This window comes from Streptomyces lushanensis, assembly GCF_001700515.1.
GTDB lineage: Bacteria > Actinomycetota > Actinomycetes > Streptomycetales > Streptomycetaceae > Streptomyces > Streptomyces lushanensis.
This window is the reverse complement of sequence record NZ_MAUD01000086.1, coordinates 1-26,829: the sequence shown is the minus strand read 5'-3', so window position 1 is coordinate 26,829 and position 26,829 is coordinate 1. Positions and strand designations below refer to the sequence as shown.

Sequence of the window (26,829 nt, the reverse complement as noted above, 5' to 3'; positions counted from 1 at the left end):
GGGGCCGCCTCGCTCAGGCCGCCGGCCGTTCCAGGACGACCTTGAGCGCTCCGCTCCCGGCCGTGGAGAACACGTCGTACGCCTCCTCCATCCGGTCGAGTTCGAAGCTGTGCGTGACCAGCGACGAGGTGGGCAGCCGGCGCGCGGCCGTCATGTCCGTCAGCATCGGCGTGGAGAAGGTGTCCACCAGCCCGGTCGTGATGGTCACGTCCCTGATCCACAGGTCTTCCAGATGCAGTACGGCGGGCTTGCCGTGCACCCCGACATTGGCGACGTGCCCGCCCGGCCGTACCACACGTGTGCACAGCTCGAAGGTCTCCGGCAGGCCCACCGCCTCGATCGCCACATCGGCGCCGAGCCCCCCGGTCAGGTCCTCGACCAGATGCCCGGGATCCTCGGCCGCGTTCGCCACCGCGTCGGCGCCGAGCCGGCTCGCCACCTCAAGACGGGACGGAGCCAGGTCGACGGCGATGACGCGGCCGGGGGCGAACAGCCGCGCCGTGGCGACGGCGGCGAGACCGATGGGCCCGACGCCGACCACGACGACCGTGTCGCCCGGCCGGACATGGCCGTTGAGCACCCCCACCTCGTAGGCGGTGGGAAGGATGTCGGCGAGCAGCACCGCGTCCTGGCTGTCCAGGGCGCCGGGCAGCGGATGGACGGAGAGATCGGCGAAGGGCACGCGCACGTATTCGGCCTGCGTCCCGTCGATCGTATGACCCAGCACCCAGCCTCCGCCGCCGAGGCACTGGCCGTACCGGGCCTCGCGGCAGAAACGGCAGCGCCCGCACGCCGAGACGCAGGAGACCAGGACCCGGTCCCCCGGCCGTACGGTGCGTACATCGCCGCCCGTCTCCACGACCTCGCCGACGGCCTCATGACCGAGAACGGTTCCCGGGACGACTTCCGGGAGATCCCCCTTGAGGATGTGGAGGTCGGTGCCGCAGATGGTGACGGAGTCGACGCGGACGATCACGTCCGCGCCGTCCTTGACCGAAGGTTCGGGGACCTCGTCCCATGAGGACTGTCCGGGCCCGTGAAAGACGAATGCCTTCATGACGTGCATCTCCTCGCTGGTCCGTCCGCGCGGGGGCCACGCGCGGGCCGGTGGTGGCCCGTCGGTCCCGCTCTCCTTACGCCCAGCCTGCGGCGGTGTTCCCGGCCCGCGCATGGGCCGACCGGTTCCCGTACGAGGGCCCGGCGGCCCGTCCGGCCCCGGCCGCGCGGACGGGGCCCCGGTCCGGCCTCCCGGGCGGCCCCCGGTCCGGCCTCCCGGGTCCTTCGGGCCCCTCAGACCTCTCGGGCCTCCCAGGCCCCCCGGGCCCGGGCGAGTCACGCTTGAGGGAGGGCGGGCGAGCAGGAAGGGCGAGAAAGGGAGGTGGGAGCGATGGAGCTTCCTCTGGTCGTGGGAGTGGACGGATCGGAAGGCGGCACGCGGGCGGTCGACTGGGCGGCGGCCGAGGCCGGGCGCTCCGGTCTGCCGCTGCGGCTGGTCCATGCCTCCCTGTGGGAGCACTACGAAGGAGTGCGGCCGAGGCTCGGCGCCGACCGCCCTGCCGAGCAGATACGGGCGGAGAACCTCGTCGCCGCGGCCGAGGAGCGCGCGAACCTGCTCGCCCCCGAGGTGAAGGTCTCCACCGCCATCGAGCCGGAGGACCCGGTGACGGTGCTGCTGAGAGAGGCGCGGGAGGCGACACTCCTGGTGCTGGGCCCGCGCGGACACGGTCCGGTCGCGGGCATGCTCCTGGGATCGGTGAGCCTGGCCGTCGCCGCCAGGGCGCGCTGTCCCGTGACCGTCGTCCGCGGCGAGGAGCCGAACCGGCGGGCGGCCCGCCGGCGCGTGGTCCTCGGTGTCGGCGGTCCCGTCGGCGGCGCCGACGCCACCCGCTTCGCCTTCCGCGAGGCCCGGTGGCGGGACTGCGAGCTGGTGGCCGTACGGGCCTGGCGCCGCCCGGTCCACAAGAACCTGCCGCACCCGCAGGACCCGCGGGCCGACGAGGGCCGGACGGCCCACGGGGACCCGGCGAGGGAGTACCGGCGGCAGGCGGACGCGTCCATCGACCGGGCCCTGGCCGTCGTCGACGGCGAATTCCCGGACGTCGTCCTCCGGCGAAGGCTCGTGGAGGGCACGGCGCGCCGGACGCTCCTCGACGAGACGGCGAGTGCCGATCTGCTGGTCGTCGGGGCGAAGCGGCGGCATCCGGCCCTCGGCCCCCGCCTCAGCCGTCTCCAGCACGCGCTGCTGCATCACGCGGCCTGTCCGGTCACGGTGGTCCCTGCCACGGACTGAACGGTCAGGACTGGTCGTCCCGCCTCCATGGGCCGGTCGGCACTCTCGCCGGCCGGGGGCGACACCGTTGGATGGACGGTGTCCCAGAAAGACGCGGTCGGAGGCAACAAGTGATGGTCATGTCGGACGAGTGGCGGAATCGCCCGCGCACCAGAGTCGTGGGCAGGACCGTCGTGGTGGAACTGCGCGGAGAGATCGACATGCTGACCGCCCCGGGCATAAGCGACCATCTCGACTCGCTGACCACCGACCAGGAGCCCGATGTGGTGATCGACCTCCAGCAGGTGGAATTCATCGACTGCAGCGGGCTTTCGGTCCTTTGCCGGGCACGTCGCCGTATACAGGAACGCGACGGCAGGCTGGCGCTGGTCGTCACCGATCCGGCCATCACCAGAACAATGCGGTTCGCCGGTCTGCTGGGTGTCTTCGATGTGGTCGACAGCGATCCGACCGTGCCCCGTGAGGTCTGAGCCCGCGTCGGCCACGCCCGACCGGCGCGAAAACCCCGACCCCGTGCTCGGACTTCGGCCCCGGAACCCCGACCCCGGACCTCGACTTCGGCCTCGAAATCCCGGCCCCGGACTTCGGCCCCGGACCTTCGGCCCGGGAACTCCAGCCCACGAGGCCCAGGTCAGAGGCCCAGCTCGCTCAGCCCCGGGTGGTCGTCCGGGCGCCGCCCCAGTGGCCAGTGGTACTTGCGCTCCGATTCCTCGATGGGAAGGTCGTTGATGCTCGCGTGGCGATGGTGCATCAGTCCGTCGCCGTCGAATTCCCAGTTCTCGTTTCCGTACGAGCGGAACCAGTTCCCGGAGTCGTCGTGCCATTCGTAGGCGAAGCGCACGGCGATACGGTCCCCGCCGTAGGCCCAGAGTTCCTTGATGAGCCGGTAGTCCAGCTCCTTCTGCCACTTGCGGGTGAGGAAGGCGATGATCTCGTCACGGCCGGTGGGAAACTCGGCCCGGTTGCGCCAGACGGAGTCGACCGTATACGACAACGCGACCTTGGCCGGGTCGCGGGAGTTCCATCCGTCCTCCGCTCCCCGGACTTTCTCGACAGCCGTCTTTTCGTCGAAGGGAGGAAACGGAGGGCGCTGTTCAGAAGTCATGTCGTCTCCAGGACTCCAGGACGTGCACGTGCACCATCGAATGGGGCCAGAACGAATGAATGATTGAACCGTGAGGAGCGGTGGCCGGATCATCGGGTGGACCACCCGGTGCACCGCCCGTGCGACCACCTTACGGTCGGCCCCGCCGAGCGGCCACGCGACGGCCGCCACCGACCGCCCCGCCACCGCACCGATTCGCCCGTCGGCCCTTCACCCGATCCAGGTGCGCTGATGGCAACTCGACCGACATCACGCCGATATGCGCCGGACAAAGATCGCCGTTTCCATGCTCAGGTCAAAGGTTTGCAACGCCTCGCAAGGAGCCCACGATCGACGCCAACTCCCCGGCGCGCACGGCGTTCCGCCGACGTCACGCCATAGCCCTCGCCACCGCCGCGCTGATGGTCGCCGGCACCGCCTCGGTGACCATGTCCAGAGCCGACGCGACCGCCCACCGCCCCGAGAGACCGCTCTCCGTCGACCTCGAAACCGCGAGCGTCGCCGAGCTGAACGGTCTCCTCGACTCCGGCAAGCTCTCCAGCACCAGGCTCACCGAGGCCTATCTGGAGCGGATCCGGGCCCTCAACTCCCAGGGCCCCTCGCTCAACGCCGTACGTTCCGTCAATCCCGACGCCATGAAGGAGGCCGCCGCCGCCGACAGGGCACGGCGCGGCAGGGGCCCGCACGGCCCGCTCCTCGGCATACCGGTCGTCGTCAAGGACAACATCGATGTCGCGGGAATGCCGACCACCGCGGGATCCGTGGCACTCGCCGACTCGTACCCCGCCAAGGACGCGCCGATCGTCGCGCAGTTGCGCAGGGCGGGCGCGGTCATCCTCGGCAAGGCCAATCTCACCGAGTTCGCCAACTATCTGACGTCCGGGATGCCCGGCGGCTACAGCTCGCTGGGCGGGCAGGTGCTCAACGCCTACGACGGAAGCCAGTCCCCGAGCGGCTCCAGCGCCGGTTCGGGCGTGGCGGCGTCGGCCGGCCTCGGCGCCGTCACCGTCGGCACCGAGACCTCCGGCTCCATCCTCAGCCCGGCGTACTCCAACTCCGTGGTCGGCATCAAGCCGACGGTGGGGCTGGCCAGCCGTACGGGCATCGTGCCGATAGCCGCCAGCCAGGACACCGCGGGACCGCTCACCCGTACGGTCGCCGACGCGGCGGCCACGCTCACCGCCCTGGACGGGAAGGACCGGGAGGACCCGGTCACCGCCGCCAATCCGCTCGTCGGGCACGACTTCAGCGGGGACCTCTCCACGACCGCGCTGCGAGGAGCCCGTATCGGCGTCGTCGCGAGCCAGATACCGGCGGCGGGAACGGACAACCGCGCCCTCTGGGACGCGGCCGTCACCGCTCTGCGCGACCAGGGCGCGACGCTCGTCGATGTCGCCCTGGACACCTCGGGCCACAGCTCGACCGTCCTGTCCTACGAGTTCAAGCGTGATCTGAACGCGTATCTGGCCAGGCTGCCGAGGAAGGCGCCGATGAAGAGCCTCGCCGACATCATCGCCTACAACAGCGCGCACGCCTCCGACGCGCTGAAGTTCGGACAGGTCAACGCGCTCACCTCCCAGGCCAAGGACCTCTCCCCGGACAGCGCGGACACCGCCCTCTACCGGGCGAACCGCGCACAGGACCTCGCCGACAGCAAGGACCGTATCGACGCAGTCATGAAGGACAACGACCTGACGGCGCTGCTGTTCGCCAACAGCGGCAGCGCGGGCATCGGCGCGAAGGCGGGATATCCCTCCGTCAGCGTGCCGGCCGGCTATCAGGCCGCCAACCGGCGGCCGTTCAGCGTCTCGTTCCTCGGCCGGGCCTGGAGCGAGCCCACCCTCGTCGGTTACGCCTACGACTACGAGCAGGCCACGAAGCTGCGCCGGCCGCCGTCGGTGATCAATCCGGCGGCCTACCGCTGCACGGCTCTCACCGGCTTCGGGGAGTCCTGCGCGCCCTGAGGCCACCGGACGGTTCCGGCGGCGGACCGGATGCCCTCCCTCCGGGGCATCCGGTCCGGGAACGCGGGAACCGGGAACGCGAGGTCGGGGCCGCGGCGTCAGGAGCTGAGCGAGCGCACCAGCATGGGCGCTCCGAGCTCCTGGTGTCCGCCGCTGGCGAGCATGCGGACCTCTCCCCGGTCGCTGATCTCCGCGCGGACGATTCCGGTCTCGTCCACGTAGACCGGGAATCCGCCGGCGCCGGCCTCCGCGGTCCGCCGGACGATCACCACGTCGTCCTCCACGGCGGATGCCTGGAACACCAGCTCGTAACTCTCCGGATAGTCGTCCATCGGGGCCTCCCGACAAGGCTCTGGCAGGGGCCTATGACCTGCTTCTCCCCCATGGTTACCCAGACGGGCGGCCCGCGCCTCATGAGAGGGCCGGCGGGGCCGGATCTCAGCGGACGCTGAGCCAGTGCGGATCGGGAACGACCGTCAGGATCGCCGAGAGCACGACGACCACGGCCAGCAGAGCCAGCTCGGCACGGGCGGGAGGGCCGGCGTCCCGGTCGTGGCGCAGCCGGTGGCGGGCGGTCAGGGCCAGGGCGCTCACCACCGCGACCAGGACGAGTTTGGCGATCAGGACACGGCCGTACGCGGTGGTGAGGACGACATCGGCGGGAAGCCTGCGCACGGTGGAGAGGGTGCCGGTGGCGGCCAGCGCCGCGAAGAGCCACCCGGCGAGACGGGCGTAGCGGGCCAGCACCGCCCTGGCGCCGGCCGGATCGGCGCGCCGCAGCCACGCCGTACGGAGGACGTACAGCAGACCGCCGGTCCACAGCGAGGCCGCGGTGAGATGGACGACGGTCAGCGCGATGCCGATCACCGGGGTGTACGGCTCCGGGTGCGCCCGCATCGCCTCCGCGCCGACGACCACGGCCAGCGGGGCCAGGGCCCAGGACGGGCGGTTCATCGCCACGCAGCCCGCGGCGAGCAGAAAGCCGTTGGCCATGGCGAGCAGAAGCCGGCCCTCCACGGTCCCGTACACCGTGGTGACGCCGAGTCCGCTGACGGCGGCCAGCAGGGCGATCTGCGCCGCGGAGGCGGCGGCGCCGGTCAGGGCTGCGGGAAGCGCCCAGCCGCGTGGGGCCGGTCCGGCGCGGGCGAGCCGGGCACCGGCCAGCTCACCGAGCTGGAGCGCGAGAGCGGCGAGCACGGTGACACGGAGCGCCGTGGTGCCGCCCGCGCCCGGTATTCGCAGCTCACCGGTGCCGCGCCCGGCCAGGCCGGCGCCGAGCGCGGCGAGCACCGCGACGAGTACGGCGAACAGGGCCGCCCCGGCGAGCAGGCCCGCGTTGACGGCGGTCCTGCGCCCCGGGGGGCCGCTGGTGTCATCGGCGGACGGACCCGGAAGTGTCACCGTTTGATCATCGCTTCCGGGTGAGCCGTGCGGCAACGCGACCGGAGCGAACGCGCGACCTCCCGGACCGGCACGGTCCGGGACCCGCTCCTCCGCCCCCGGGTCAGCCGTTCTTGCGGGAGGCCACGAACTCCTCGAAGGTGAGCAGTCCGTCGCCGTTGGCGTCATGGGCGTTGATGACGGCCTGCGCCACGGGCTCGGTCACATGGAAGTCACCGAGCTGCGCCATCGCGCTCTTGTACTCGCTCGCCGTGATCAGCCCGTCGCCGTCCGCGTCGAACCGGTCGAACGCCTTGCGCGCGTCATCGATGTCTGCCACTGTCCCGCCCCTTCGTGGTGCCGTATTGACGGGGTCAGATTATCGGCTCGCATTCCCTCCTAGGGAGGCAGCCCGTTCCCCCACCCGGACGCAGCCCGCGCATCCGCACCTGCCGAACGGACAGCCTCTAGCCGCGCCAGGGCTTGTAGTGGGGGTTGTCCAGGCACTCCGTCATGATCTCGGTCTTCTTCTGCTTGTCGACCGGGCAGACACCGACGATCAGCTCACGCGAGATTCCGCCGGGGAAGGCGACCTCTTCCTGGTCGGCCCATTTGTGGGTGGCACCGATGGTCCTGTTGACGTCGATACCGCCGGGCGCGTCGATGTAGTAGTTGTAGCCGCTCTTGTACCACTGCTTGTACAGGTCGTGGTCGTAGGTGGTGGAGACGTACGGCGAGGGCTGGTTGACCAGGACGTACTTCTCCACGTCGTACTGGCCGTCCAGCGTCGCCTTGGGATGGAAGCCCTGCTCGAAGACGATCTCCGGCGAACGGCTGTCGGCGCGGTAGAGCTGCTTGCAGTTGGTGCGCCAGGACGGCGTCGGAGTGATCCGGTCCACGTCGACCCTGCGGTCCGCGGCGGCGAACAGCGGGTCCGTGACGACGGGACAGCGTCCGGCGGCGGCGGCGCCGGCCGGGGTGAGCGTGGGCCCGGTCAGGGTGGGCGCGCCGGTGGCGGGCGCGGAGACGGCCGGTGTGGAAACGGTCGGCGCGGCCTCGGTGGTGGTGACCGGGACGAGTACGGCGACGACGGACAGGGCGACGGCTGCGGCCCGCTGCCGCGAGCGAGAGGTGATCATGAGGAGCACCCTCCACGCTGTACGGCGGCGGGCCGTGGACCATCACCCGAATGGGGGCGTGTCGGCCTCGAACGGCTGGGAACGGAGCGCGAGTTGACACCGGCACAGGCACCGGCCCGCGCGACCCGGCCCGGCCCCGGTACAAGGCCCGGTATCCGCTCCGGTACGGGACCCGGCGCCCGGTCCAGTGCAGGACTCCGGCACCCGGCCCGGTACGAGGCCCCGGCACCCGCTCCGGTGCGGGACCCTCAGCGGAAGACGCCCGTATGCCCCAGCGAGTAGCGTCCGGGCTGCGGATAGACCGCGAGTCCGTGCGGCCCGCCGTCCACCGGGATCCGCGCGAGCTGCTTGCCGCTGACCGTGTCGATCGCGTATACCTCGGAGTCGTAGCGCCCCGACAGCCACAGGACCTTGCCGTCCGCCGAGACCCCGCCCATGTCGGGGCTGCCGCCGTCCGGCAGCCGCCACTTCTTGGTCAGCCGGTTCCGGGTGAAGTCGAAGATCGAGACGGTGCCCTCGCCGCGGTTGGACACGTACATCACCTTGGAGTCACGGCTGACATAGAGACCGTGGGTGCCCTTGCCCGTGGCCATCAGCTTCGGGACGGTGAACTTCTCGCCGTCCAGCACCCACATGCCGTGCGCCATCATGTCGGCGATGTAGAAGGTCTTGCCGTCCGGCGAGATCTTCACGTCCTGCGGCATCGCGCCCTGGAACGGCAGCTTCTGCTGGGCCGTGACCTTCATCCGCTCCGTGTCGACCTTCAGCAGCTCACCGGAGAACTCGCACGAGACGATGAAGTAGCGGCCGTCCGCCGAGAAGTCGGCGTGGTTGACTCCCGCGCAGGTGACCGGCTCGGTCTTCTTCACCTTCATGGTGTGCGGATCGCGGAAGACGAGCTGACGGTCGAGCGAGGCCATGACGACCGCGTACTTGCCGTTGGGCGTGAAGTAGAGGTTGTACGGGTCGTGCACGTCGACGGGCTCGCCCACCTTGCCCGTGGCCGGGTCGATCGGTGTGAGCGTGTGGCCGCGGTTGTTGTTGACCCAGAGCGTCTTGAGGTCCCAGGAGGGCACGACGTGCTGCGGCTGTCTGCCGACCTCGATGGTCTCGATGACCTTGTAGGTCGCCGGATCGATGACCGAGACCGTGTCGGAGTTGGTGTTGGGGACATAGACGCGCGAGGGGAAGCCCCTCACGACCGGGGAGAGCATTCCCGGCCGGTCGGCGGCGTAGATGTCCTTCGGGTTCTGGACCGGCGGCATGCCCGGCAGCCCGGCCGGCGCGCTCGACCGGGCCACGGCCGGCCGCGCGGAGGCCTTGGTGGCGTTCGACCGGTCCCGCCGGTCGCCGGGATCGGCGCAGCTCGCGAGGAGGGCGAGGGCCGCGGCCCCGAGCAGGGCGGCGGTCCGTCTGATGGGGGGAAGCAGGGGAGGAAGCATCAGGTCAGCAGCTCCGTGGTCGTCACCGCGCGCAGGCCGCGGCGTTCCAGTGCGTCGAGGAGGGCGGGCAGTGCGGCGACCGTGTCCGCGTAGCCGAAGTGCAGGCTCACCACGGAGCCGTTGCGGATCTGCCCGGTGACGGTGCGGACGACGGCCGATGCGCCGGGCGAGGTGAAGTCGAGGGAGTCGACGTCGTACGAGAGGACATGCGGATACCCGGCCCGCCGGGCGAGCCGCTCGATCAGCGCGGTGGCGTGCCGGGTGCGGGAGGGCCGGAACCAGGTGCCGATGGAGCCGGTGAGCCGGCGCAGCCGCTCGGCGCAGCCGGTGATCTCCGCGTACGCCTCCTCCTCGTCCATCGAGGAGATGTCGGTGTGGCGCAGGGTGTGGTTGCCGAGATCGTGGCCGCCGTCGAGGACACGGCGGGCGAGGCGCGGATGCTCGTCGAGCCAGCCGCCCACGGCGAGGACGGTGATCCGGGCCCCGGCGCGTTCCGCCTCGGTCAGCACGGCGGTGGCGGTGGCGGGATCGCCCTGGCCGTGAAAGGTGAGCGCGACCCTGGCGCGGTCGCGGGGACCGTGCGCGATCTCGGCGGGCTGCCCGGGGAACCGCCGTGGCGCCGGCGCGGCGCGGTCAGCGGGCCGTGCCTGTCCCGAGGCTGCGCCGGGACTGTGCCCGTGCGGCGGTACGGACGTCACGCGTGCGGAGCCGGGCGGGCCCGGGGCGCTGTCCGTACAGCCGGTGGCGAGGGCGCCCGTGACGGCCGCGCCGGCTGCTGCGCGCAGTGCTCTGCGACGGTCGATCGGGATCACGCCCCCATTTAAGGGGCGTACCGGGTGAAACGTGACGATTGACCCGATGGAGGGCCAGGGCTCGTACCGGCACTCATACCGACGGGTGAGGACGGCCGGTGGCGGACCGCGGGCGGGGAGTCAGGGGGTCTGGCGGTCGGCGACCCGCATCTCGAACCAGGTGGTCTTGCCGCGCGGCAGCAGATCCACGCCCCACCGGTCGGAGAGCCGGTCCACCAGGAAGAGCCCGCGCCCGCTGGTGTCCATCTCGTGCACCGGCATCAGACAGGGCAGCCCCCGGGAGGGATCACGGACCTCGATCCTGATCCAGCCGCGGCGGCGCAGCATCCGTAACCCGAAGACGCGCGCGCCGGTGTGCCGCACGGCGTTGCCGACGAGTTCCGAGACGAGCAGGACCGCGTACTCGGCGGTCTGCGGCGAGAGCGCCCACTGGCGCAGGACCACACTGTGGGTGATCCTGCGGGCGGCCGAGGCGGACTCCGGGCGGGAGGGCAGACGGACTTCCGCCTCCGTCGGATTGCCGAACAACTCCAGCGCCTTGAGCGCCTGTTCGTCTTCGACGGACGGTATCCACCGCGCTGCGGTCGCGCCGCCGCGCCGCCGCGGCTGCTCCACACCCTCCAGGCCCGCCATGCCCCCCATCATGGCCGCCCAGAGCCCGCTCCGGGGCCGTTCCAAGGGAATGGACCCCCCGGAATGAGTCATTCCAGGGGGCGTGAACGGCATATGCCAAGGGCAGAGCTTGACCGCTTGAGCCCATTCTGACCTGCGGTGACACCGGGCGATTCAATGATCGCCAGGAGTGATCACAGCTTTTCTCTTAAGGTTCTCTTAAGTCTGTGCTAAGGCGTGCGTGGAGTTGACGTCGTGGCTCTCCGTGTCCGGCCGAACCCCTCTCAGAGGAACGTGGCCTTGCCCGGACCGTCCTCCACGAAGGACCGCATTCCCCGCTCCCGGTCCTCCGTGGCGAACAGCCCGGCGAACCAGTTCCGTTCGATGGCGAGGCCGGTCTCCAGGTCCGTCTCCAGGCCCGCGTCGACCGACTCCTTCGCCGCCCGCAGCGCGAGCGCGGGCCCCTGGGCGAGCTTCGAGGCCCAGGCCGCCGCCTGCTCGTACACCTGCGCCGCCGGGACCACGCGGTCGACCAGACCGATCGCCAGCGCCTCCTCGGCCTTCACCTGACGGCCCGTGAAGATGAGGTCCTTGGCGCGGGAGGGACCGACCAGCCGGGCCAGCCGCTGGGTGCCGCCGGCGCCCGGGATCAGTCCGAGCAGGATCTCGGGCTGGCCCAGCCTGGCGTCGTCGGCGGCGATCCGGAAGTCGGCGCACAGGGCGAGCTCGCAGCCGCCGCCCAGCGCGTAACCGGTGACCGCGGCGACGACGGGCTTGGGGATACGGGCCACCGCCGTGAACGACTCCTGGAGCGCCCGGGAGCGTACGACCATCGCCGCGTGGTCCATGTCCCGCATCTCTTTGATGTCGGCGCCGGCCGCGAAGACCTTCTCGCCGCCGTACAGGATCACCGCGCGGACGTCCTCGCGCCGGCCCGCCTCCTCGGCCAGCTCGCGCAGCCGGTCCTGGATGGCGGTGTTCAGCGCGTTCATCGGTGGGCGGTCGAGCCGGATGGTGCCGACGCCGCCGGAGACTTCGAGGTTCACGAATGCCATACGAGGCAGGTTAACCGCCGCTAACGACAACGGACCCGGCGCACCGGCCCACAGCGCATCGGATCCGTCGCCACCACTGCTCCGCGGGGGTTACGCGGTCCACTCCGACCAGGACATGTTCCAGCCGTTCAGACCGTTGTCCGGCGCGATCTGCTTGTCCTTCGAGTTCTTGACGACGACCACGTCACCGATGATCGAGGAGTTGTAGAACCAGGCGGACGGCGTCCCGTTGTCCCCGCCGCCGCGGATGTCGCGCAGCCCCACACAGCCGTGGCTGACGTTCGCCGAGCCGAAGGTGCCCGAGGAGGCCCAGTAGTTGCCGTGGACGAAGGTGCCCGAGGTGGACAGGCGCATCGCGTGCGGCACGTCCTTGATGTCGTACTCACCGCCGAAGCCGACCGTCGCGCCGTTCATCCGGGTCACCTCGTACTTCTCGCTGATGACCATCTGGCCGTTGTACGTGGTGGTCGCCGGCGCGCCCGCGGTGATCGGGATGTTCTTGATCTGCTTGCCGTCCCGTACGACCTTCATCGTCTTGGCGCTCGCGTCGACGGTGGAGACCTGGCTGCGGCCGATGGTGAACGACACGGTCTTGGCCTGCTTGCCGTACACGCCGGGACGGCCCTCGACACCGTCGAGATTGAGCTTCACGGACACCTTCGTGCCCGCGGCCCAGTACTTCTCGGGACGGAAGTCCAGCCGGTCGTTGCCGAACCAGTGGCCCTCGACCGGTACGGCCGGATCGGCCGTCACCGTGATGGCCTTCTCGACGGCCTCGGGATCGGTGATGCCCCGGCTGAAGTTGATGGAGACCGGCATGCCGACGCCGACCGTCGAACCGTCCTCCGGCGTGTAGGTGCCGATGAAGGTGTTCTTCGGGACGAGCGTCGTGAACGTGATGTCCTTGGCGGACTCGCGGCCGTCGGCGTCCTCGGCGATCGCGTGCACCTTGTACCTGGTGGCTCCGGCGAGATGCTGGAGCGGCTCCCAGGCACCGCCGCCCTCGGCCAGCCTGCCCTCGACCGGATTGCCCTTGTCGTCCTGGACGGTGACGGTGGTCAGCCTGCCCTTGGCCGCGGAGACCTTGAGGGCACCGGTGGTCGCGACGCCGTTCGCGTTGTCCTTCGGCAGGATGGTCACCACCGCGACGGAGGCGACGTTCTCGACCTTCGTCGCGTCCTTGCCGCGGTTCTTGTCACCGTCGTCCTCGCCCGAACCGCCGCCCCCGCCGCACGCGGTGACGACCAGCAGGAGCGCCCCCAGCATCAGGGCCAGCGGCCCCGTTCCCCGATGTCCCCGCCGCTGTCCCGATATCGGCAGCCCGTTCACTCTGGTCGTCTCCCCTCGCACGGCCTGGCCCCGCCACGGCCCGCACTCCCACGCGCTGAAGTGCACGCGCACGGCGTTAGATAATCACACTGCGCGCGACACGTTGAGTACGCGAATGTCACCGTTGTGTCCCAACAAGTCCGGGACGGCGCAGGTCATACGGGTTGTACGGGACGGGGCACAGGCGGCGTCCGCCGTGAGGAACACGGCGGACGCGGGCTCGACAAGGGCCCGGCAGGGGCTCGGCGGGACTCAACCGGGGCCGGGAGAGCGGTCAGTGGACGGCCGAGCCCTCCTTCCACCGCTGCCAGGACAGATTCCAGCCGCCGAGGCCGTTGTCCGCGGCGACCGTGCGGTCATGGGAGTTGACCACCTCCACCACATCGCCGATCAGCGTCTGGTAGAAGAACCAGCCGGCCGGGGTGTCGGGCGCGCCGCCTCGCACGTCGCGCAGTCCGACACAGCCGTGGCTGACGTTCTCGGCGCCGAACGTCTCCTCGGACGCCCAGTAGTTGCCGTGCAGAAACGTCCCGGACGTGGTCAGCCGCAGCGCGTGCGGCACGTCCTCGATGTCGTACTCGCCGCCGAAACCGACCGTCTCGCCGTTCATCCGGGTGACGTCGTACAACTCGGTCACCACCATCTTCCCGTTGTACGTGGGATTCTCGGGTGCGCCCGCGGTGATCGGCAGGGTCGAGAGCAGCATGCCGTCACGCCGTACCTCCATGGTGTGTTTCCTGGCGTCGACCCGGGAGATCTGGGACCGCGCGACCCGGAAACCGACGTTCTTGTTCTGGATGCCGAAGACCCCGGGCGCCGCCTGGACGTCCCGAAGCCCGACACGGATCGCGACCTCGGTGCCCGGCTTCCAGTACGTACGGGGCCGGAAGTCGAGGCGCTGGTCGCCGAACCAGTGGCCGGAGACCTCGACCGGCGGGTCCGAGGTGACCTCGATGGCGCGCTCGACGGCGGCGCGGTTGCGGATCTTCCGGTTGAAGTCGAAGGAGATGATCATCCCGGTGCCGACCGTGGCCCGGTTCTCCGGCGAGAAGTAGCCCGTGAACTGATCGGTGGGCACGGCCGTGGTGAAGGTGGAGTGGCGCGCCGAGCGCCGGCCGCGGCCGTCCACCGCCACCACGTCGACGCTGTACTTGGCGGCCAGGGCGATCCGCGCCCGGCCCGCCGGTGTCCAGACGCGGCCGTCCCCGGAGATACGTCCCGGCAGCGCGGTCGGGCTGGCGTCCTCGATCTGGACGACCCGCACCCGCTCCAGCCGGCCGTCGGCCACGCTCACCTCGATCCTCTCCCGCACGCCGATGTCCTTGGCGCCGTCCTTGGGGGTGATCCGGATGGTTTCTCCCGGCGGCCGTGGCTTGGCGTCGTTGACCAGTGGCCGCTGACCGGTGCATCCCGTCAGTCCTGCCAGCAGTCCTGTCCATGCCAGGGCGACGACCATGCCGCTCCCGGCCCGTTTTGCGCGCTCCAATGCATGTCTCACGATCCGCCCAACGACCACCACCCTCCGGGGGAAACGTGAGTGCGGGTCCCGTTGCGGGCAGAACAGGTGGGAGACCACGCGAGGAGAGCCGCGGCCGGGACGCCGCGCGCACCGATCCGCGGGGCCGGAAGCCTCGGGAGGCCTGACAGGTGGCGAGCGCAGCCGAGCACACACCACGGGCGGTCTGGCCGGGAGCGCCGACCCCGCTGGGCGCCCGCTTCCGGACCGGTCCGGACGGGGTCGCGGGCACCAATTTCGCGCTCTGGGCGGGCGGCGCGGAAGCGGTCGACGTCGCTCTGTTCGACGACAGCGGCGCCGAGACGCGGCTCCCGCTGACGGAGCTGACCCATGAGATCTGGCACGGTTTCGTCCCCGGAATCCGCCCCGGACAGCGGTACGGATTCCGGGTGCACGGCCGATGGGACCCGTGGACGGGCGCCCGCTGGAACCCGGCGAAACTGCTCCTCGACCCGTACGCCCGTGCGGTGGACGCCACCGAGGGCAACGACTACCGCCGGCTGCCGCCCGAGGTCTACGGCCATGTCCGCGACTGGCCGCAGCGGAATGTCGCGGACACGGTGCGTGACGACCGCGACTCCGCCCCGTTCGTCCCCAAGGCGGTCGTCGTCCACGACGACGCGCCCGGCGACGAGTGGACCGAGGACCGGCGGCCCAAGACGCCCTGGGCCGACTCGGTCATCTACGAACTCCATGTCCGGGGCTTCACCCGGCTCCACCCGGGAATCCCGGAGGAGCTGCGCGGTACCTACGCGGGCCTCGCGCATCCGGCGGCGATCGGCCATCTCCGGCGGCTCGGGGTGACGGCGGTCGAGCTGCTGCCCGTGCACCAGTTCGCCCACGAGGAGCATCTGCTCCGGCGCGGACTGCACAACTACTGGGGCTACAACTCCATCGGCTACTTCGCGCCGCACGCCGCCTACGCCTCGGACGGCACCCGGGGCGAGCAGGTCGGCGAGTTCAAACGGATGGTGCGGGCGCTGCACGCGGCGGGCATCGAGGTCATCCTCGATGTGGTCTACAACCACACGGCGGAGGCCGGAGAGCTGGGTCCGACACTGTCGCTGCGCGGGATCGACAACCGCGGCTACTACCGGCTCCCCTCCGACGCCCGCCGCTATCTGGACTACACCGGCTGCGGCAACACCCTCCATGTGCTCCAGCCCCAGGTGCTGCGGCTGATCACCGACTCGCTGCGCTACTGGGTCACCGAGATGGGCGTCGACGGGTTCCGCTTCGACCTCGCGGCGGCCCTGGCCCGTTCGGCGCACGATGTCGACATGCTCTCGCCGTTCCTCGCGGTGATCGCCCAGGATCCCGTGCTGCGCCGGGTGAAGCTGATCGCCGAACCGTGGGACGTGGGCAACGGCGGCTATCAGTCGGGCGCGTTCCCCCCGCTGTGGACGGAGTGGAACGACCGGTACCGCGACGCCGTACGGGACTTCTGGCGCGGCGCGCTGCCCGATGTACGCGATCTGGGCTACCGGCTCTCCGGATCGAGCGATCTCTACGCGTGGGGCGGCCGGCGGCCGTACGCCTCCGTCAACTTCGTCACCGCGCACGACGGCTTCACCCTGCGCGACCTGGTCTCCTACGGACGCAAGCACAACGAGGCCAACGGCGAGGGCAACCGGGACGGTACGGACGACAATCGCGCCTGGAACTGCGGGGTGGAGGGCGAGACCGACGATCCCGCGGTCAACGCCCTGCGCCGGCGCCAGCAGCGGAATCTGCTCACCACACTGCTGGTGTCGACCGGGGTGCCGATGCTGGTCGCGGGCGACGAGATGGGCCGTACGCAGCGCGGCAACAACAACGCGTACTGCCAGGACAACGAGGTGAGCTGGCTCGACTGGTCCCCGCTCGAACCGCGCGGCGACCGGGCGGACGGCGGCCACGGCGATCCGGCGGGCGCGCGCGGGCTGTACGCGCTGACCACCCGGCTGCTCGCCCTGCGCCGGGCCCATCCCGTCCTGCGCCGCCGCGCCTTCTTCTCCGGACTGTCCCAGGCACCGGACGGGCTGCCGGACCTCGCGTGGTTCACTCCGGGCGGCGAGGAGATGACCGAGGAGGACTGGTACGCGCCGGCGTCCACGCTCGGGCTCTTCCTGTCCGGGCGGGACATCCCGGGCCGGGACGCGCAGGGCGAGAAGATCACGGACGACAGTTTTCTGACGGTCCTGCACGCGGCGGCCGAGCCGGTCGAGGTCACTCTGCCGGGACCGCCCTGGGCACGGACGTACGAACTGCTCGTCGACACCGCGCGCGAGGACCAGACGCGGGAGCCGGGCACGGTGCACGACGCAGGGACGGCGGTGGCTGTCCCTGCGCGGTGCGTCCTGGTGTTCCGGGTGCGCGAGTGAGGTGATCCGGCCGGTGGGCCGGCCCGCGGACCGGCCGGTGACCGTCCGCGCGGCCCCGGTCCCCGCCCCGACTGGCGGAAAAGCACATGAGCGATGTCAGTGGTGAACCGTAGGCTCGCTCATGATGTCCGAGAAACACGCAGCCACCGCCAAGGACCGGTCCTCCGTACGCTCACTGCTGCGGCTGTGGCCCTACGTACGACCGGTACGAACACGTCTCTTCAGTGCGGCTTTTGTCGCGATTGTCGCATCCTGCCTCGGTCTGGTGTTCCCACTCGTACTGAAGTGGATGGTCGACGGACCGGTCACCGACCGGGATCCCGGAGGTGTCTGGCTGGGGGCCCTGCTCCTGCTGCTCCTCGGGATCGCCGAGGCGGTGCTGTTCGGTTTCCGCCGCTGGCTGGTGGCCCGGCCGCTGTCCGGCGTCGAGGCGGCGATGCGGGCCGATCTCTACCGCCATCTGCAACGGCTGCCCGTGGCCTTCCACGACCGCTGGCCCTCCGGTCAGCTTCTCTCCCGCGCGACGACCGATCTGATGCTGCTGCGGATGTTCCTCGCCTTCCCGCTCACGTTCCTCCTGGTGAACGTGACGACGATCCTGGCGGGCTTCGTCATTCTGCTGCTCCAGGACTGGTCGCTCGGCCTGGTGCTGATGGCGCCGGTGGTGCCGCTGGTCGTTCTCTGTTCGCTCTTCGAGACGCGGTACTCACTGATCGCGCGGCGGGCCCAGGACCAGGTCGGCGATCTGACCACGGTGGTCGAGGAGGGCGTGCTCGGTATCCGGATCATCAAGGGATTCGGCCGCCATCGCAGCCAGGCGCTCGCCTTCCGGGAGCTGGCGGGGCGGCTGCGCACCACGGAGCTGGCCAAGGCACGGCTGCTGGCGGGCATCTGGGCCCTGATCATGATCATTCCGGAGCTGGCGATCGGCGCGGCACTGGTGCTGGGCACGGTCCAGGTGGCGGACGGCGGACTCTCGGCGGGCACGCTGGTGGCGTTCCTGTCGACGGCGCTGGCGCTGCGGTGGCCGGTGGAGTCGATGGGCTTCCTGCTGGCGATGAGTCAGGAGTCGGCGACGGCGACCGAGCGGTTCTTCGAGGTGATGGACGTACCGGAGGAGGCGGAGGAGAAGGAGGCGCAGCCGTCGGCCGCGTCCGCCGCGCGGACGGGAGAAACGGTTGCCCTCACGAAGGCGGCCGGCGGCGGACCGGACGGCGGAGGCGGACTGCGCTTCGAGGGCGTCACGTTCCGCTATCCGGACGCCGACGCGGACTCGCCGCCCGTGCTCTCCGGCATCGATCTGCACATCGAACCGGGCGAGACCATGGCCCTGGTCGGGGCCACCGGATCGGGCAAGACGACGCTCACCGCGCTCGTACCGCGACTGCACGAGGTGACCTCGGGGCGGATCACGCTGGACGGCGAGGACATCGCCCTGATACCCCGTTCACGGCTGCGTGAGCTGGTGTCGGTGGCGTTCGAGGAGCCGACGCTCTTCTCCGCGAGCGTCGCGGAGAACGTGCTGATGGGCGCGGCGGACGCCGACGAGGAGGCGCTGTCCCGGGCGCTGGAGGTGGCCCAGGCGGGCTTTGCCGCCGAGCTGCCGCGGGGCGTGCGCACGGAGGTGGGCGAGCAGGGACTCAGCCTCTCCGGCGGCCAGCGGCAGCGGCTCGCGCTCGCCAGGGCGGTGGTCGGCCGCCCGCGCTTCCTGGTGCTCGACGATCCGCTCTCCGCGCTGGACGTCCATACGGAAGCACTGGTGGAGGCGGCGCTGCGGCAGGTGCTGCGGGAGACGACCGCGCTGGTCGTGGCCCACCGTCCGTCCACCGTGATGCTCGCCGACCGGGTCGCGCTGATCTCGCGGGGGCGCATCGCCGCCGTGGGCACCCATCAGGAACTGCTGCGCGCCAGCGAGGAGTACGCGTGGCTGATGTCCGGAGCCGAGCCGGGCGTGGAGTCCGAGGCCGTTGAGGAGACCGTCCGATGACCACGTCGACCAGCACCACGGGCACAGGCCCGGCTCCCGACGAGGAGCCGGGCACGGACACGCGGAAGGGCGCGGGCACACGGACGGACCGGTCGCCGGAGGCCCCGCGCGGCGGCGCCTCCGCGCCCGCCCCCGGCGCCCAGGACTCTCCCGCCGTCCCCGCCGACGATCCCTTCGGCCGGGACGCGCTGCCCGCGCCTCCCGGTGCCACCGGCGCCCTGCTGCGCTCCCTGCTGAGCGCCCGGCGCACCAGAGTCGCGGTGACCGCGCTGCTCCTGCTGCTCCAGCAGGCCGCCGCCCAGGCGGGCCCGCTGCTCGTCGCGTACGCCATCGACCGCGGGGTGCCCGCCTTCCGGAACGACGACCGCGGTCCGCTGATCGCCGTCGGCGCCGGATATCTGATCTGCGCCGCCGGTTCCGGAGCCTTCCAGTACGCCTTCATCCGCGCCGCCGCCCGGGTCAACCAGGACGTACTGCTCGATCTGCGCGGCCGTATCTTCCGCCACGCGCAGGCGCTCAGTGTGGACTTCCACGAGCGGTACACCTCCGGACGGCTCATCTCCCGGTCCACCACCGATGTGGAGTCCCTGCGCGAACTGCTCAGCGAGGGCCTCCAGGAACTCGTGGGCGTGGTGCTGGCCTTCGCGTACATCTGCGCGATGCTGCTCTATCTGGACCTCGGGCTCGGCGCGCTGGCCGTGCTCTCGTTCGTACCGCTGTATCTGCTCGTACGGCTCTACCAGCGCCGCGCGGCCAAGGTCTTCGGCCGGCGCTCCACCGCGATCGCCGCCGTCATCGTGAAGTTCGCGGAGACGATGAACGGCATCAGGCCGGTGCAGGCCTTCCGGCGCGAGCGGGCCAACGACGCGCGCTTCCACGAGCTCAACCACGACCACGAACGCAGCAACGGCGACGCCCTGCTGGAGATGGCCCGCTATGTCGTCGGCTCCCGGCTCGTGGCGAACACCGCCGTCGCCGGGATCGTGCTCTGGGGCGCCTACCGGGTGGCCGGGGGCACCCTGGCCCTCGGCGTGCTGGCCGCCGCCGTGCTCTATCTGCGGCGGCTGTACGACCCGATCGACCGGCTCGGGATGTTCCTCAACTCCTACCAGTCCGCCGCCGCCTCCCTGGAGAAGATCGCGGGCCTGCTGGCCCAGGCGCCCTCGGTGCCCGAGGCGGAGCACCCCCGCCCGCTGCCCGGACTCACCGGGGGCTTCCCCGGCCGCGAGGTCGTGTTCGACGGGGTGAGCTTCGCGTACCGCACGGGCGGCGAGGTGCTTCCGCGCTTCGACCTGACCGTCCCGGCCGGCCAGACGGTCGCGGTCGTCGGCTCCACGGGCGCGGGCAAGTCCACGCTGGCCAAGCTGCTGGCGCGGTTCTACGACCCGACGGACGGCCGGGTGCTGCTCGACGGGGTCGATCTGCGCGAGCTGGACACGCCGGAGCTGCGGCGCGGAGTCGTGATGGTGACCCAGGAGGCGTTCCTGTTCTCCGGCACGGTCGCCGAGAACATCGCCATCGGCCGTCCCGACGCCTCCCGCGAGGAGATCGTACGGGCGGCGAAGGAGATCGGCGCGCACGACTTCATCAGTGGTCTGCCGGACGGCTACGACACGGACGTACGCAAGCGCGGCGGCCGGATCTCCGCGGGCCAGCGTCAGCTGGTCGCCTTCGCGCGCGCGTTGCTCGCCGATCCGGCGGTGCTGATCCTGGACGAGGCGACCAGCTCGCTGGACATCCCGGGCGAGCGCGCGGTGCAGCGCGCCATGGACACCGTCCTGCACGGCCGGACCGCGGTGGTGATCGCCCATCGGCTCTCCACCGTCGAGATCGCGGACCGGGTGCTGGTGATGGAACACGGCCGCGTCGTCGAGGACGGGGCACCGGCCGACCTCATCGCCGGCACGGGCCGCTTCGCCGGCCTCCACCGCGCCTGGCGCGAAAGCCTTGCCTGACAACGGAATTCAGCGCAATTCAGCACGCGCCGACCGGCCCTCCCCGGCAACTCATCACATAATGATTGCTCTGAAGTTTTTACCTCTTCAGGGTACGACCCGGTGTGTCGTTTTACGGAGTCTTGGTTTTCTGTAAATGTTTGCCCGTCACGACAGGGCCTGAACCCGTGCTCGGGCGGGTTCTGAGTTGAGGGAGAACCATGGACTACGGCAATAGCCTGCGGCAGGCCGTCGCATCACCGCGCACGACGCCTCTCATCGGTATCTATGACATGTACTCGGCCTCCATCGCGGCCCAGCACTACAACGGTTTCTTCGTCTCCGGCTTCGGATTCGCGGCGTCGCATTACGGGCTGCCCGACATCGGCTTCATCGCCTGGCCCGACATGGTGGCCTTCGTGGAGCGGCTGCGGCTGGCCTTCCCGCAGCACCATCTGCTCGTGGACATCGACGACGGCTACGTGGATCCGGAGGTCGCCTGCCATGTGGTGCAGCGGCTGGAGCGCGCCGGGGCGTCCGGGGTGATCCTGGAGGACCAGAAGCGTCCTCGCAGGTGCGGCCACGCGGACGGCAAGCTGATCCTGCCGCTGGAGGAGTACCTGGAGAAGCTCGACATGGTGCTGCGCAGCAGGGAGGAACTGCTCGTGGTGGCCCGCACGGACGCCACGGAGGAGGGGGAGATCATCCGCCGGGCGGAGGCCCTCGCGCAGACCGACGCGGATGTCGTCCTGGTCGACGGCGTACGGAGCGTGGAGTGGATCCGTAAGATCCGTTCGATCGTCGGCGACAAGCCGCTGCTGTTCAATCAGATCGCGGGCGGAAAGTCGCCGAGGCTCTCGCTTTCCGAGCTGTCGGAGCTGGGCGTCGATGTCGCCATCTACAGCACGCCGTGTCTTTTCGCCGCGCACGGCGCGATCGACGGCGCGCTGGCCGATCTCAAAATGGCCGACGGGCGGCTCCCGGAAACCTCGGAGACCGGAGCCGTCGGCGTCAAGGGATCCACGGAACTGCTGGAGAAGAACATCAGCAGGCACCACAAGTTCCGTCCGTCCGTATCGGTCTGACCGCGAGCCGAATCGAACCGAACCGTCCTATGTCCGTGAAACTCTTCCGGCCCGGCACCGGCCGGCACCGGCAGCAGAAAGCAGGGCCTCTCGTACGAGGCGCGTCCACCGCGGGAGTCGTCGTCGCCGCGGCGGCGGGTGTGCTGTGCGCCGGCGGTGTCGCGACGGCCGGCCCCGCGGTCACCCCCGTGGAGGCGCGGGACGACGAGGACAAATCGCGGCCGGAGCCCACGGGCAACCGGAGCGTCGGCCTCATCGTGATCGACAACTCCTTCGCGGATTCATGGCTGGAGATCGACCGGACGCTCAATACGCTGCTTCTCAGCAAGGGCACCGCCGGCAGCGATCACGACGGAGGCGGCGGGGCCATCGACGTACAGACCGGAGACGGCTCGGGCGCGGGCTCGGGAGCGGCCCCCGCGCCCGCACCCGCGCCGCAGCCGAAACCGGAGCCGGGACCCGCGTCCGGCACGGAACCGGAACCAGAACCGGAACCGGATCGGCATACTTCCTCCGGCAACTGGACCTCCGAGGTCGGCCATCCCCCGTGGCAAGGCGAAAGCGGTGAGTGACGTGACGTCAATGACCTGGCTGAGTTCCTGGCCAGGCCGTTTGAGGAGGGCGGTCGACCTCTACGTCGTCGCCCTCCTCGGCACGGTCGTGTTCGCGGCGCTGCTGCCCGCGACCGGCCGTGCGGCGACGGCCGTCGGCCATGCCGCCGACATCGCCATCGGTCTGCTCTTCTTCCTCTACGGCGCGCGGCTCTCCACCCGGGAGGCGCTGGACGGCCTGCGGCAGTGGAAGCTCCATCTCGTGGTGGGGGCGAGCACCTTCGCGCTCTTCCCGCTGCTGGGTCTGGCCCTCGGCGGTCTCGTGCCGTACGTGCTCAGCGAACGGCTCTACATGGGGCTGCTCTTCCTCTGCGTCGTCCCCTCGACGGTCCAGTCGTCGATCGCGCTCACCTCCACCGCCCGCGGCAATGTCCCGGCCGCCATCTGCGCCGGTACGTACTCCAGCCTGGCCGGGATGGTGGCCACCCCGCTGCTCGCGGCCTGGCTGATCGGTTCCACGGTGAGCTTCTCGCTCCACGGGCTGCTCACCATCGTCACCGAACTGCTGCTGCCCTTCCTCGCCGGGCAGTTCTGCCGCCGCTGGATCGGCGCGTTCATCGGCCGGCACAAGAAGCACATCGGGCTCCTGGACCGGTTCTCCATCCTGCTCGTGGTCTACACGGCCTTCAGCAGGGGCATGGCCGAGGGCATCTGGCGGCAGATGACACCGGTGCGGCTGCTGGTCCTGCTGGGACTGGCCGCGGCCCTGCTGGCGGTGGCGCTCGGCACGACCTCGTTCGCCGCGCGGCGGCTCGGGTTCAGCCGCGAGGACCGCATCACCATCGTCTTCTGCGGCTCCAACAAGAGCCTCGCGACGGGCCTGCCCATGGCCGCCGTGCTCTTCGGCTCCTCGGCCGGGCTGGTGATCCTTCCGCTGATGCTCTTCCATCAGCTCCAGCTGATGGTGTGCGCGGTCATCGCGGGCCGGTGGTCGCGTCAGGCGGCGGTGGCCGCTCCCGCGCCCGCGCCGCGTGTTCCGGCGCCGGACCGCGAGTTGACACCCCCGCCGTCGCGGAGTTGACGTCCGTACCACCACAGAGTGGACGGTAGGAAATCAGTCACGTTACGAAATGATCCCGTCAGCGCCCGCGCGACATCCGCTCAACATCACGTTCACATTCGGCAACTTCGCGTCCGAACTCCGCGCGGTCCTCGCATGGTGGTGTCACGAACCGTTGTTGACGGTGTGCGAATACTCGGCGGCATCAACGCGATGATCGACGAAACGTCCGCTTAACGAACAAGCCCTTTCGAGCAGCGGACGATTTCCGGCCAACTTCTTGACGCGCTCCTGACAGTGAGCCGCCACGACTGTCACTCTTCCCCCGTTCTCCGCACCATTTTGCTCCGCTTGCTCTGTCCGGGCTGCCCACCGAGCGGCCCGGTACCCCCCTCGCAGAAGGAGTTCGCGTGAGATCCACGCCCAGCCGTCGCGCCACCGCGACCGGTGCTCTGATAGCGGCAGCCGCTCTGCTCACCGTCGGTGTGCAGGCCGGTACCGCTTCCGCCCAGCCCGAGAGCGCTCCCGCCGCACCGGTGGCCGGCAAGGCCAACCCCGGTGCGCAGGAGCGCACTCTCTCTCCCGCGCAGCGCACCGCGCTGATCAAGGCGGCCGACGCCGACAAGGCGGCCACCGCCGAGGACCTCGGTCTCGGCGCGCAGGAGAAGCTCGTCGTCCGTGATGTCCTCCAGGATGTGGACGGCACCACGCACACCCGGTACGAGCGCACCTACCAGGGCCTCCCGGTCCTCGGTGGCGACCTCGTCGTGGCGGCGACGAAGGCGGGCGCGACCACGTCCGTCAGCAAGGCGTCCAAGGCCGAGCTCAAGAACATCGCCACCACGGCCGACATCGCGCCCGCCGTCGCCGAGAAGCAGGCGCTGAGCGCCGCCGCCGCGGAGGGCTCGAAGAAGACCGAGGCCGACCGCGCGCCGCGCAAGGTGGTGTGGGCGGCACAGGGCAAGCCGACCCTCGCGTACGAGACGGTCGTCGGCGGGCTCCAGCACGACGGCACCCCGAACGAGCTGCACGTCGTGACGGACGCCGCCACCGGCAAGAAGCTCTTCGAGTGGCAGGCCGTCAACAACGGTGTGGGCAACACCCAGTACAGCGGCCAGGTCACGCTCGGCACCGCGCCGGCGTACACCCTGACCGACACCGGCCGCGGCAACCACAGGACGTACAACTCGGACACCGGGGCGCTCTACTCGGGTCCCGACGACGTCTGGGGCAACGGCCTGCCGTCCAACACGGAGACCGCCGCCGCGGACGCCCACTACGGTGCCGCGCAGACGTGGGACTACTACAAGAACGTGCACAACCGCACCGGTATCCGCAATGACGGTGTGGGCGCGACCTCCAACGTGCACTACGGCACCGGCTACATCAACGCCTTCTGGCAGGACAGCTGCTTCTGCATGACGTACGGCGACGGCCAGAGCGACCAGCGGCCGCTGACGTCCATCGACGTGGCCGCCCACGAGATGTCCCACGGCGTCACCGCCGCCACGGCCCGTCTGGTCTACAGCCAGGAGTCCGGCGGTCTGAACGAGGCCACCTCCGACATCTTCGCCGCGGCGGTCGAGTTCTACGCCAACAGCCCGCAGGACCCGGGTGACTACCTGGTCGGCGAGAAGATCAACATCAACGGCAACGGCACCCCGCTGCGGTACATGGACCAGCCGAGCAAGGACGGCGCGTCCAAGGACTACTGGTACTCCGGCATCGGCAACATCGACGTCCACTACTCCTCGGGCCCGGCGAACCACTGGTTCTACCTGCTCTCCGAGGGCAGCGGCGCCAAGGTCGTCAACGGTGTCTCGTACAACTCCCCGACCTCGGACGGTCTGCCGGTGACCGGCATCGGCCGGGCGAAGGCCGAGCTGATCTGGTACCGGGCGCTGGCGACGAAGTTCACGTCCACCACCAACTACTCGGCGGCCCGTACGGGTACCCTCGCGGCCACCGCCGAGCTGTACGGCACCACGAGCGCCGAGTACACGGCCGTCCAGAACGCCTGGGCCGGCATCGCGGTCGGTCCCCGTCCCGGTGGCGGCGGCACGGGCCAGTCGTTCGAGAGCACCACGCAGGTCGCCATTCCGGACAACGGCGCTGCGGTGACCTCGACGATCAACGTCACGGGTGTCGCGGGCAACGCCCCGGCCAGCCTCCAGGTCGACGTGAACATCACGCACACCTGGCGCGGTGACCTGGTCATCGACCTGGTCGCCCCGGACGGCTCGGTGTACCCCCTGAAGCCCGCCAGCGGCAGCGACTCGGCGGACAACGTCATCGAGACGTTCTACGCGGGCGCCTCGTCCGAGGTCGCGAACGGCGCCTGGAAGCTCCGGGTGCAGGACGTCGCGTCGGCGGACGTCGGCCGTATCAACAGCTGGAAGCTCACCTTCTAGGACCGAGCGGCAGGACGGCCCGCTCCGGCCGGGCTGATCGGAGCTGATCGGAGCTGATCCGGGAACCGCCCGGGGTGTCCTCACCGGCACCCCGGGCGGTTCTGTCCCCGCCGGGCGGATCCCGCCGTCGGCCGGCGGCCCGTGCAGCCGGCTGAACCCGGGCCCGGCGGGGGGCGTACGGTACGCCGTATCGGCCTGCGACCCCGTCAGCACAGGAGCCCCCGTGAACCGACTCACCTACGACGATGTCAAGCAGGCGGGCGACCGCGTCGCGGGACGTGTGCGCCCGGTGGTCCTGGCACCCACGGAGCTGGGCGCGAGCGGCGCGGCCGATACCGCCGGCGCCATGGACGCGGCCGGTGCCGCCGGTGCCTCCCGGATGTGGCTGGCGCTGGAGTTCATGCAGCACACCGGCAGCTTCAAGGCCCGTGGCGCCCAGAACTTCCTCCAGGCCCACCGAGCGGCCGGCACCCTCCCGGACGCCGGGGTGACCATCGCCTCGGGCGGCAACGCCGGGCTCGCCTGCGCCTGGTCCGCCCGGCAGCTGGATGTGACCGCCACGGTGTTCCTGCCCGAGACCGCACCGCCGGTGAAGGTGGCCAGGCTCCGCTCGTACGGCGCGGACGTACGGCTCACCGGCTCGCGGTACGCCGAGGCGCTGGCCGCCTGCGAGGAGTTCGCCGCCCGCAGCGGCGCGCTCGCCTCCCACGCGTACGACCATCCGCTGATCGCCGCCGGAGCGGGCACGCTCTTCGAGGAGATCCACCGGCAGCTGCCGGGGCTCGACACGGTGG

23 protein-coding genes are annotated in these 26,829 nt (G+C 70.7%); 11 read left to right on the top strand and 12 right to left on the bottom strand.

Going from position 1 to position 26,829, the window contains the following annotated elements:
* Window positions 1-13: 13 nt before the first annotated feature.
* Window positions 14-1,057 (bottom strand): alcohol dehydrogenase catalytic domain-containing protein, encoded by a 1,044-nt coding sequence (locus BFF77_RS08060; protein ID WP_066945562.1) that lies wholly within the window; start codon window positions 1,055-1,057, stop codon window positions 14-16.
* A gap of 330 nt (window positions 1,058-1,387) precedes the next feature.
* Here BFF77_RS08060 and BFF77_RS08055 point away from each other — a divergent pair, with 330 nt between their 5' ends.
* Window positions 1,388-2,290, top strand: coding sequence for a universal stress protein (locus BFF77_RS08055; RefSeq protein WP_066945559.1), 903 nt, complete (start codon window positions 1,388-1,390; stop codon window positions 2,288-2,290).
* Window positions 2,291-2,403: 113 nt separating this feature from the next.
* A complete protein-coding gene (locus BFF77_RS08050; RefSeq protein WP_066945556.1) occupies window positions 2,404-2,760 on the top strand; it encodes an STAS domain-containing protein in 357 nt (118 codons plus the stop codon).
* Window positions 2,761-2,921: 161 nt separating this feature from the next.
* On the opposite strand, the gene BFF77_RS08045 is transcribed toward BFF77_RS08050, so the two are convergent.
* On the bottom strand, window positions 2,922-3,395 hold the full coding sequence (locus BFF77_RS08045; RefSeq protein WP_066945553.1) for a nuclear transport factor 2 family protein: 474 nt from the start codon (window positions 3,393-3,395) through the stop codon (window positions 2,922-2,924).
* Between the two features lie 401 nt (window positions 3,396-3,796).
* Between BFF77_RS08045 and BFF77_RS08040 the strand changes: the two genes are divergently transcribed.
* Entirely contained in the window at window positions 3,797-5,359 is a 1,563-nt protein-coding gene (locus BFF77_RS08040; protein ID WP_066945550.1) for an amidase family protein, read from the top strand.
* Between the two features lie 98 nt (window positions 5,360-5,457).
* On the opposite strand, the gene BFF77_RS08035 is transcribed toward BFF77_RS08040, so the two are convergent.
* From BFF77_RS08035 to BFF77_RS07990, 10 genes are all read right to left on the bottom strand, one after another.
* Window positions 5,458-5,691 carry a DUF6296 family protein gene (locus BFF77_RS08035; protein WP_066945547.1) on the bottom strand — a complete coding sequence of 78 codons (234 nt, stop codon included), beginning with the start codon at window positions 5,689-5,691 and terminating at the stop codon, window positions 5,458-5,460.
* A gap of 106 nt (window positions 5,692-5,797) precedes the next feature.
* The gene (locus BFF77_RS08030; RefSeq protein ID WP_066945544.1) at window positions 5,798-6,760 is read right to left on the bottom strand and encodes a CopD family protein; all 963 of its coding nucleotides are present in this window, start codon (window positions 6,758-6,760) and stop codon (window positions 5,798-5,800) included.
* A gap of 103 nt (window positions 6,761-6,863) precedes the next feature.
* Window positions 6,864-7,079, bottom strand: coding sequence for an EF-hand domain-containing protein (locus tag BFF77_RS08025; protein WP_066945541.1), 216 nt, complete (start codon window positions 7,077-7,079; stop codon window positions 6,864-6,866).
* A gap of 127 nt (window positions 7,080-7,206) precedes the next feature.
* Complete coding sequence (locus tag BFF77_RS08020; protein WP_066945536.1) at window positions 7,207-7,878, bottom strand: ADP-ribosyltransferase; 672 nt, start codon at window positions 7,876-7,878, stop codon at window positions 7,207-7,209.
* A gap of 248 nt (window positions 7,879-8,126) precedes the next feature.
* The gene (locus BFF77_RS08015) at window positions 8,127-9,320 is read right to left on the bottom strand and encodes a YncE family protein (RefSeq protein WP_066945533.1); all 1,194 of its coding nucleotides are present in this window, start codon (window positions 9,318-9,320) and stop codon (window positions 8,127-8,129) included.
* The gene (locus BFF77_RS08010) at window positions 9,320-10,132 is read right to left on the bottom strand and encodes a polysaccharide deacetylase family protein (protein WP_066945530.1); all 813 of its coding nucleotides are present in this window, start codon (window positions 10,130-10,132) and stop codon (window positions 9,320-9,322) included. Before BFF77_RS08010 ends, BFF77_RS08015 begins: the two co-directional genes overlap by 1 nt.
* 120 nt (window positions 10,133-10,252) lie before the next feature.
* The gene (locus BFF77_RS08005; protein WP_066945526.1) at window positions 10,253-10,777 is read right to left on the bottom strand and encodes an ATP-binding protein; all 525 of its coding nucleotides are present in this window, start codon (window positions 10,775-10,777) and stop codon (window positions 10,253-10,255) included.
* 251 nt (window positions 10,778-11,028) lie between these two features.
* Window positions 11,029-11,799: an enoyl-CoA hydratase/isomerase family protein gene (locus BFF77_RS08000; RefSeq protein ID WP_066945523.1), complete on the bottom strand. Its 771-nt coding sequence runs from the start codon at window positions 11,797-11,799 to the stop codon at window positions 11,029-11,031.
* Between the two features lie 90 nt (window positions 11,800-11,889).
* Complete coding sequence (locus BFF77_RS07995) at window positions 11,890-13,128, bottom strand: L,D-transpeptidase (protein WP_425424354.1); 1,239 nt, start codon at window positions 13,126-13,128, stop codon at window positions 11,890-11,892.
* 274 nt (window positions 13,129-13,402) lie between these two features.
* Complete coding sequence (locus tag BFF77_RS07990; protein WP_066945517.1) at window positions 13,403-14,584, bottom strand: L,D-transpeptidase; 1,182 nt, start codon at window positions 14,582-14,584, stop codon at window positions 13,403-13,405.
* A gap of 191 nt (window positions 14,585-14,775) precedes the next feature.
* Here BFF77_RS07990 and glgX point away from each other — a divergent pair, with 191 nt between their 5' ends.
* The 8 genes from glgX to BFF77_RS07950 all read left to right on the top strand — a co-directional run.
* A complete protein-coding gene (gene glgX / locus BFF77_RS07985) occupies window positions 14,776-17,007 on the top strand; it encodes a glycogen debranching protein GlgX (RefSeq protein WP_066945514.1) in 2,232 nt (743 codons plus the stop codon).
* Window positions 17,008-17,131: 124 nt separating this feature from the next.
* On the top strand, window positions 17,132-18,994 hold the full coding sequence (locus BFF77_RS07980; RefSeq protein ID WP_066945699.1) for an ABC transporter ATP-binding protein: 1,863 nt from the start codon (window positions 17,132-17,134) through the stop codon (window positions 18,992-18,994).
* Window positions 18,991-20,949, top strand: coding sequence for an ABC transporter ATP-binding protein (locus tag BFF77_RS07975; RefSeq protein WP_066945511.1), 1,959 nt, complete (start codon window positions 18,991-18,993; stop codon window positions 20,947-20,949). The genes BFF77_RS07980 and BFF77_RS07975 overlap by 4 nt, the downstream gene beginning before the upstream one ends.
* A gap of 200 nt (window positions 20,950-21,149) precedes the next feature.
* Window positions 21,150-22,013 carry an isocitrate lyase/PEP mutase family protein gene (locus tag BFF77_RS07970; protein WP_066945508.1) on the top strand — a complete coding sequence of 288 codons (864 nt, stop codon included), beginning with the start codon at window positions 21,150-21,152 and terminating at the stop codon, window positions 22,011-22,013.
* Between the two features lie 29 nt (window positions 22,014-22,042).
* Complete coding sequence (locus BFF77_RS36195) at window positions 22,043-22,585, top strand: hypothetical protein (RefSeq protein WP_066945505.1); 543 nt, start codon at window positions 22,043-22,045, stop codon at window positions 22,583-22,585.
* 10 nt (window positions 22,586-22,595) lie between these two features.
* Entirely contained in the window at window positions 22,596-23,645 is a 1,050-nt protein-coding gene (locus tag BFF77_RS07960; RefSeq protein ID WP_066945502.1) for a bile acid:sodium symporter family protein, read from the top strand.
* A 389-nt stretch (window positions 23,646-24,034) separates the two neighbouring features.
* Window positions 24,035-26,035, top strand: coding sequence for a M4 family metallopeptidase (locus BFF77_RS07955; RefSeq protein ID WP_066945499.1), 2,001 nt, complete (start codon window positions 24,035-24,037; stop codon window positions 26,033-26,035).
* Between the two features lie 223 nt (window positions 26,036-26,258).
* On the top strand, window positions 26,259-26,829 hold a 571-nt coding region (locus BFF77_RS07950; RefSeq protein ID WP_141698389.1), incomplete at its 3' end, for a pyridoxal-phosphate dependent enzyme.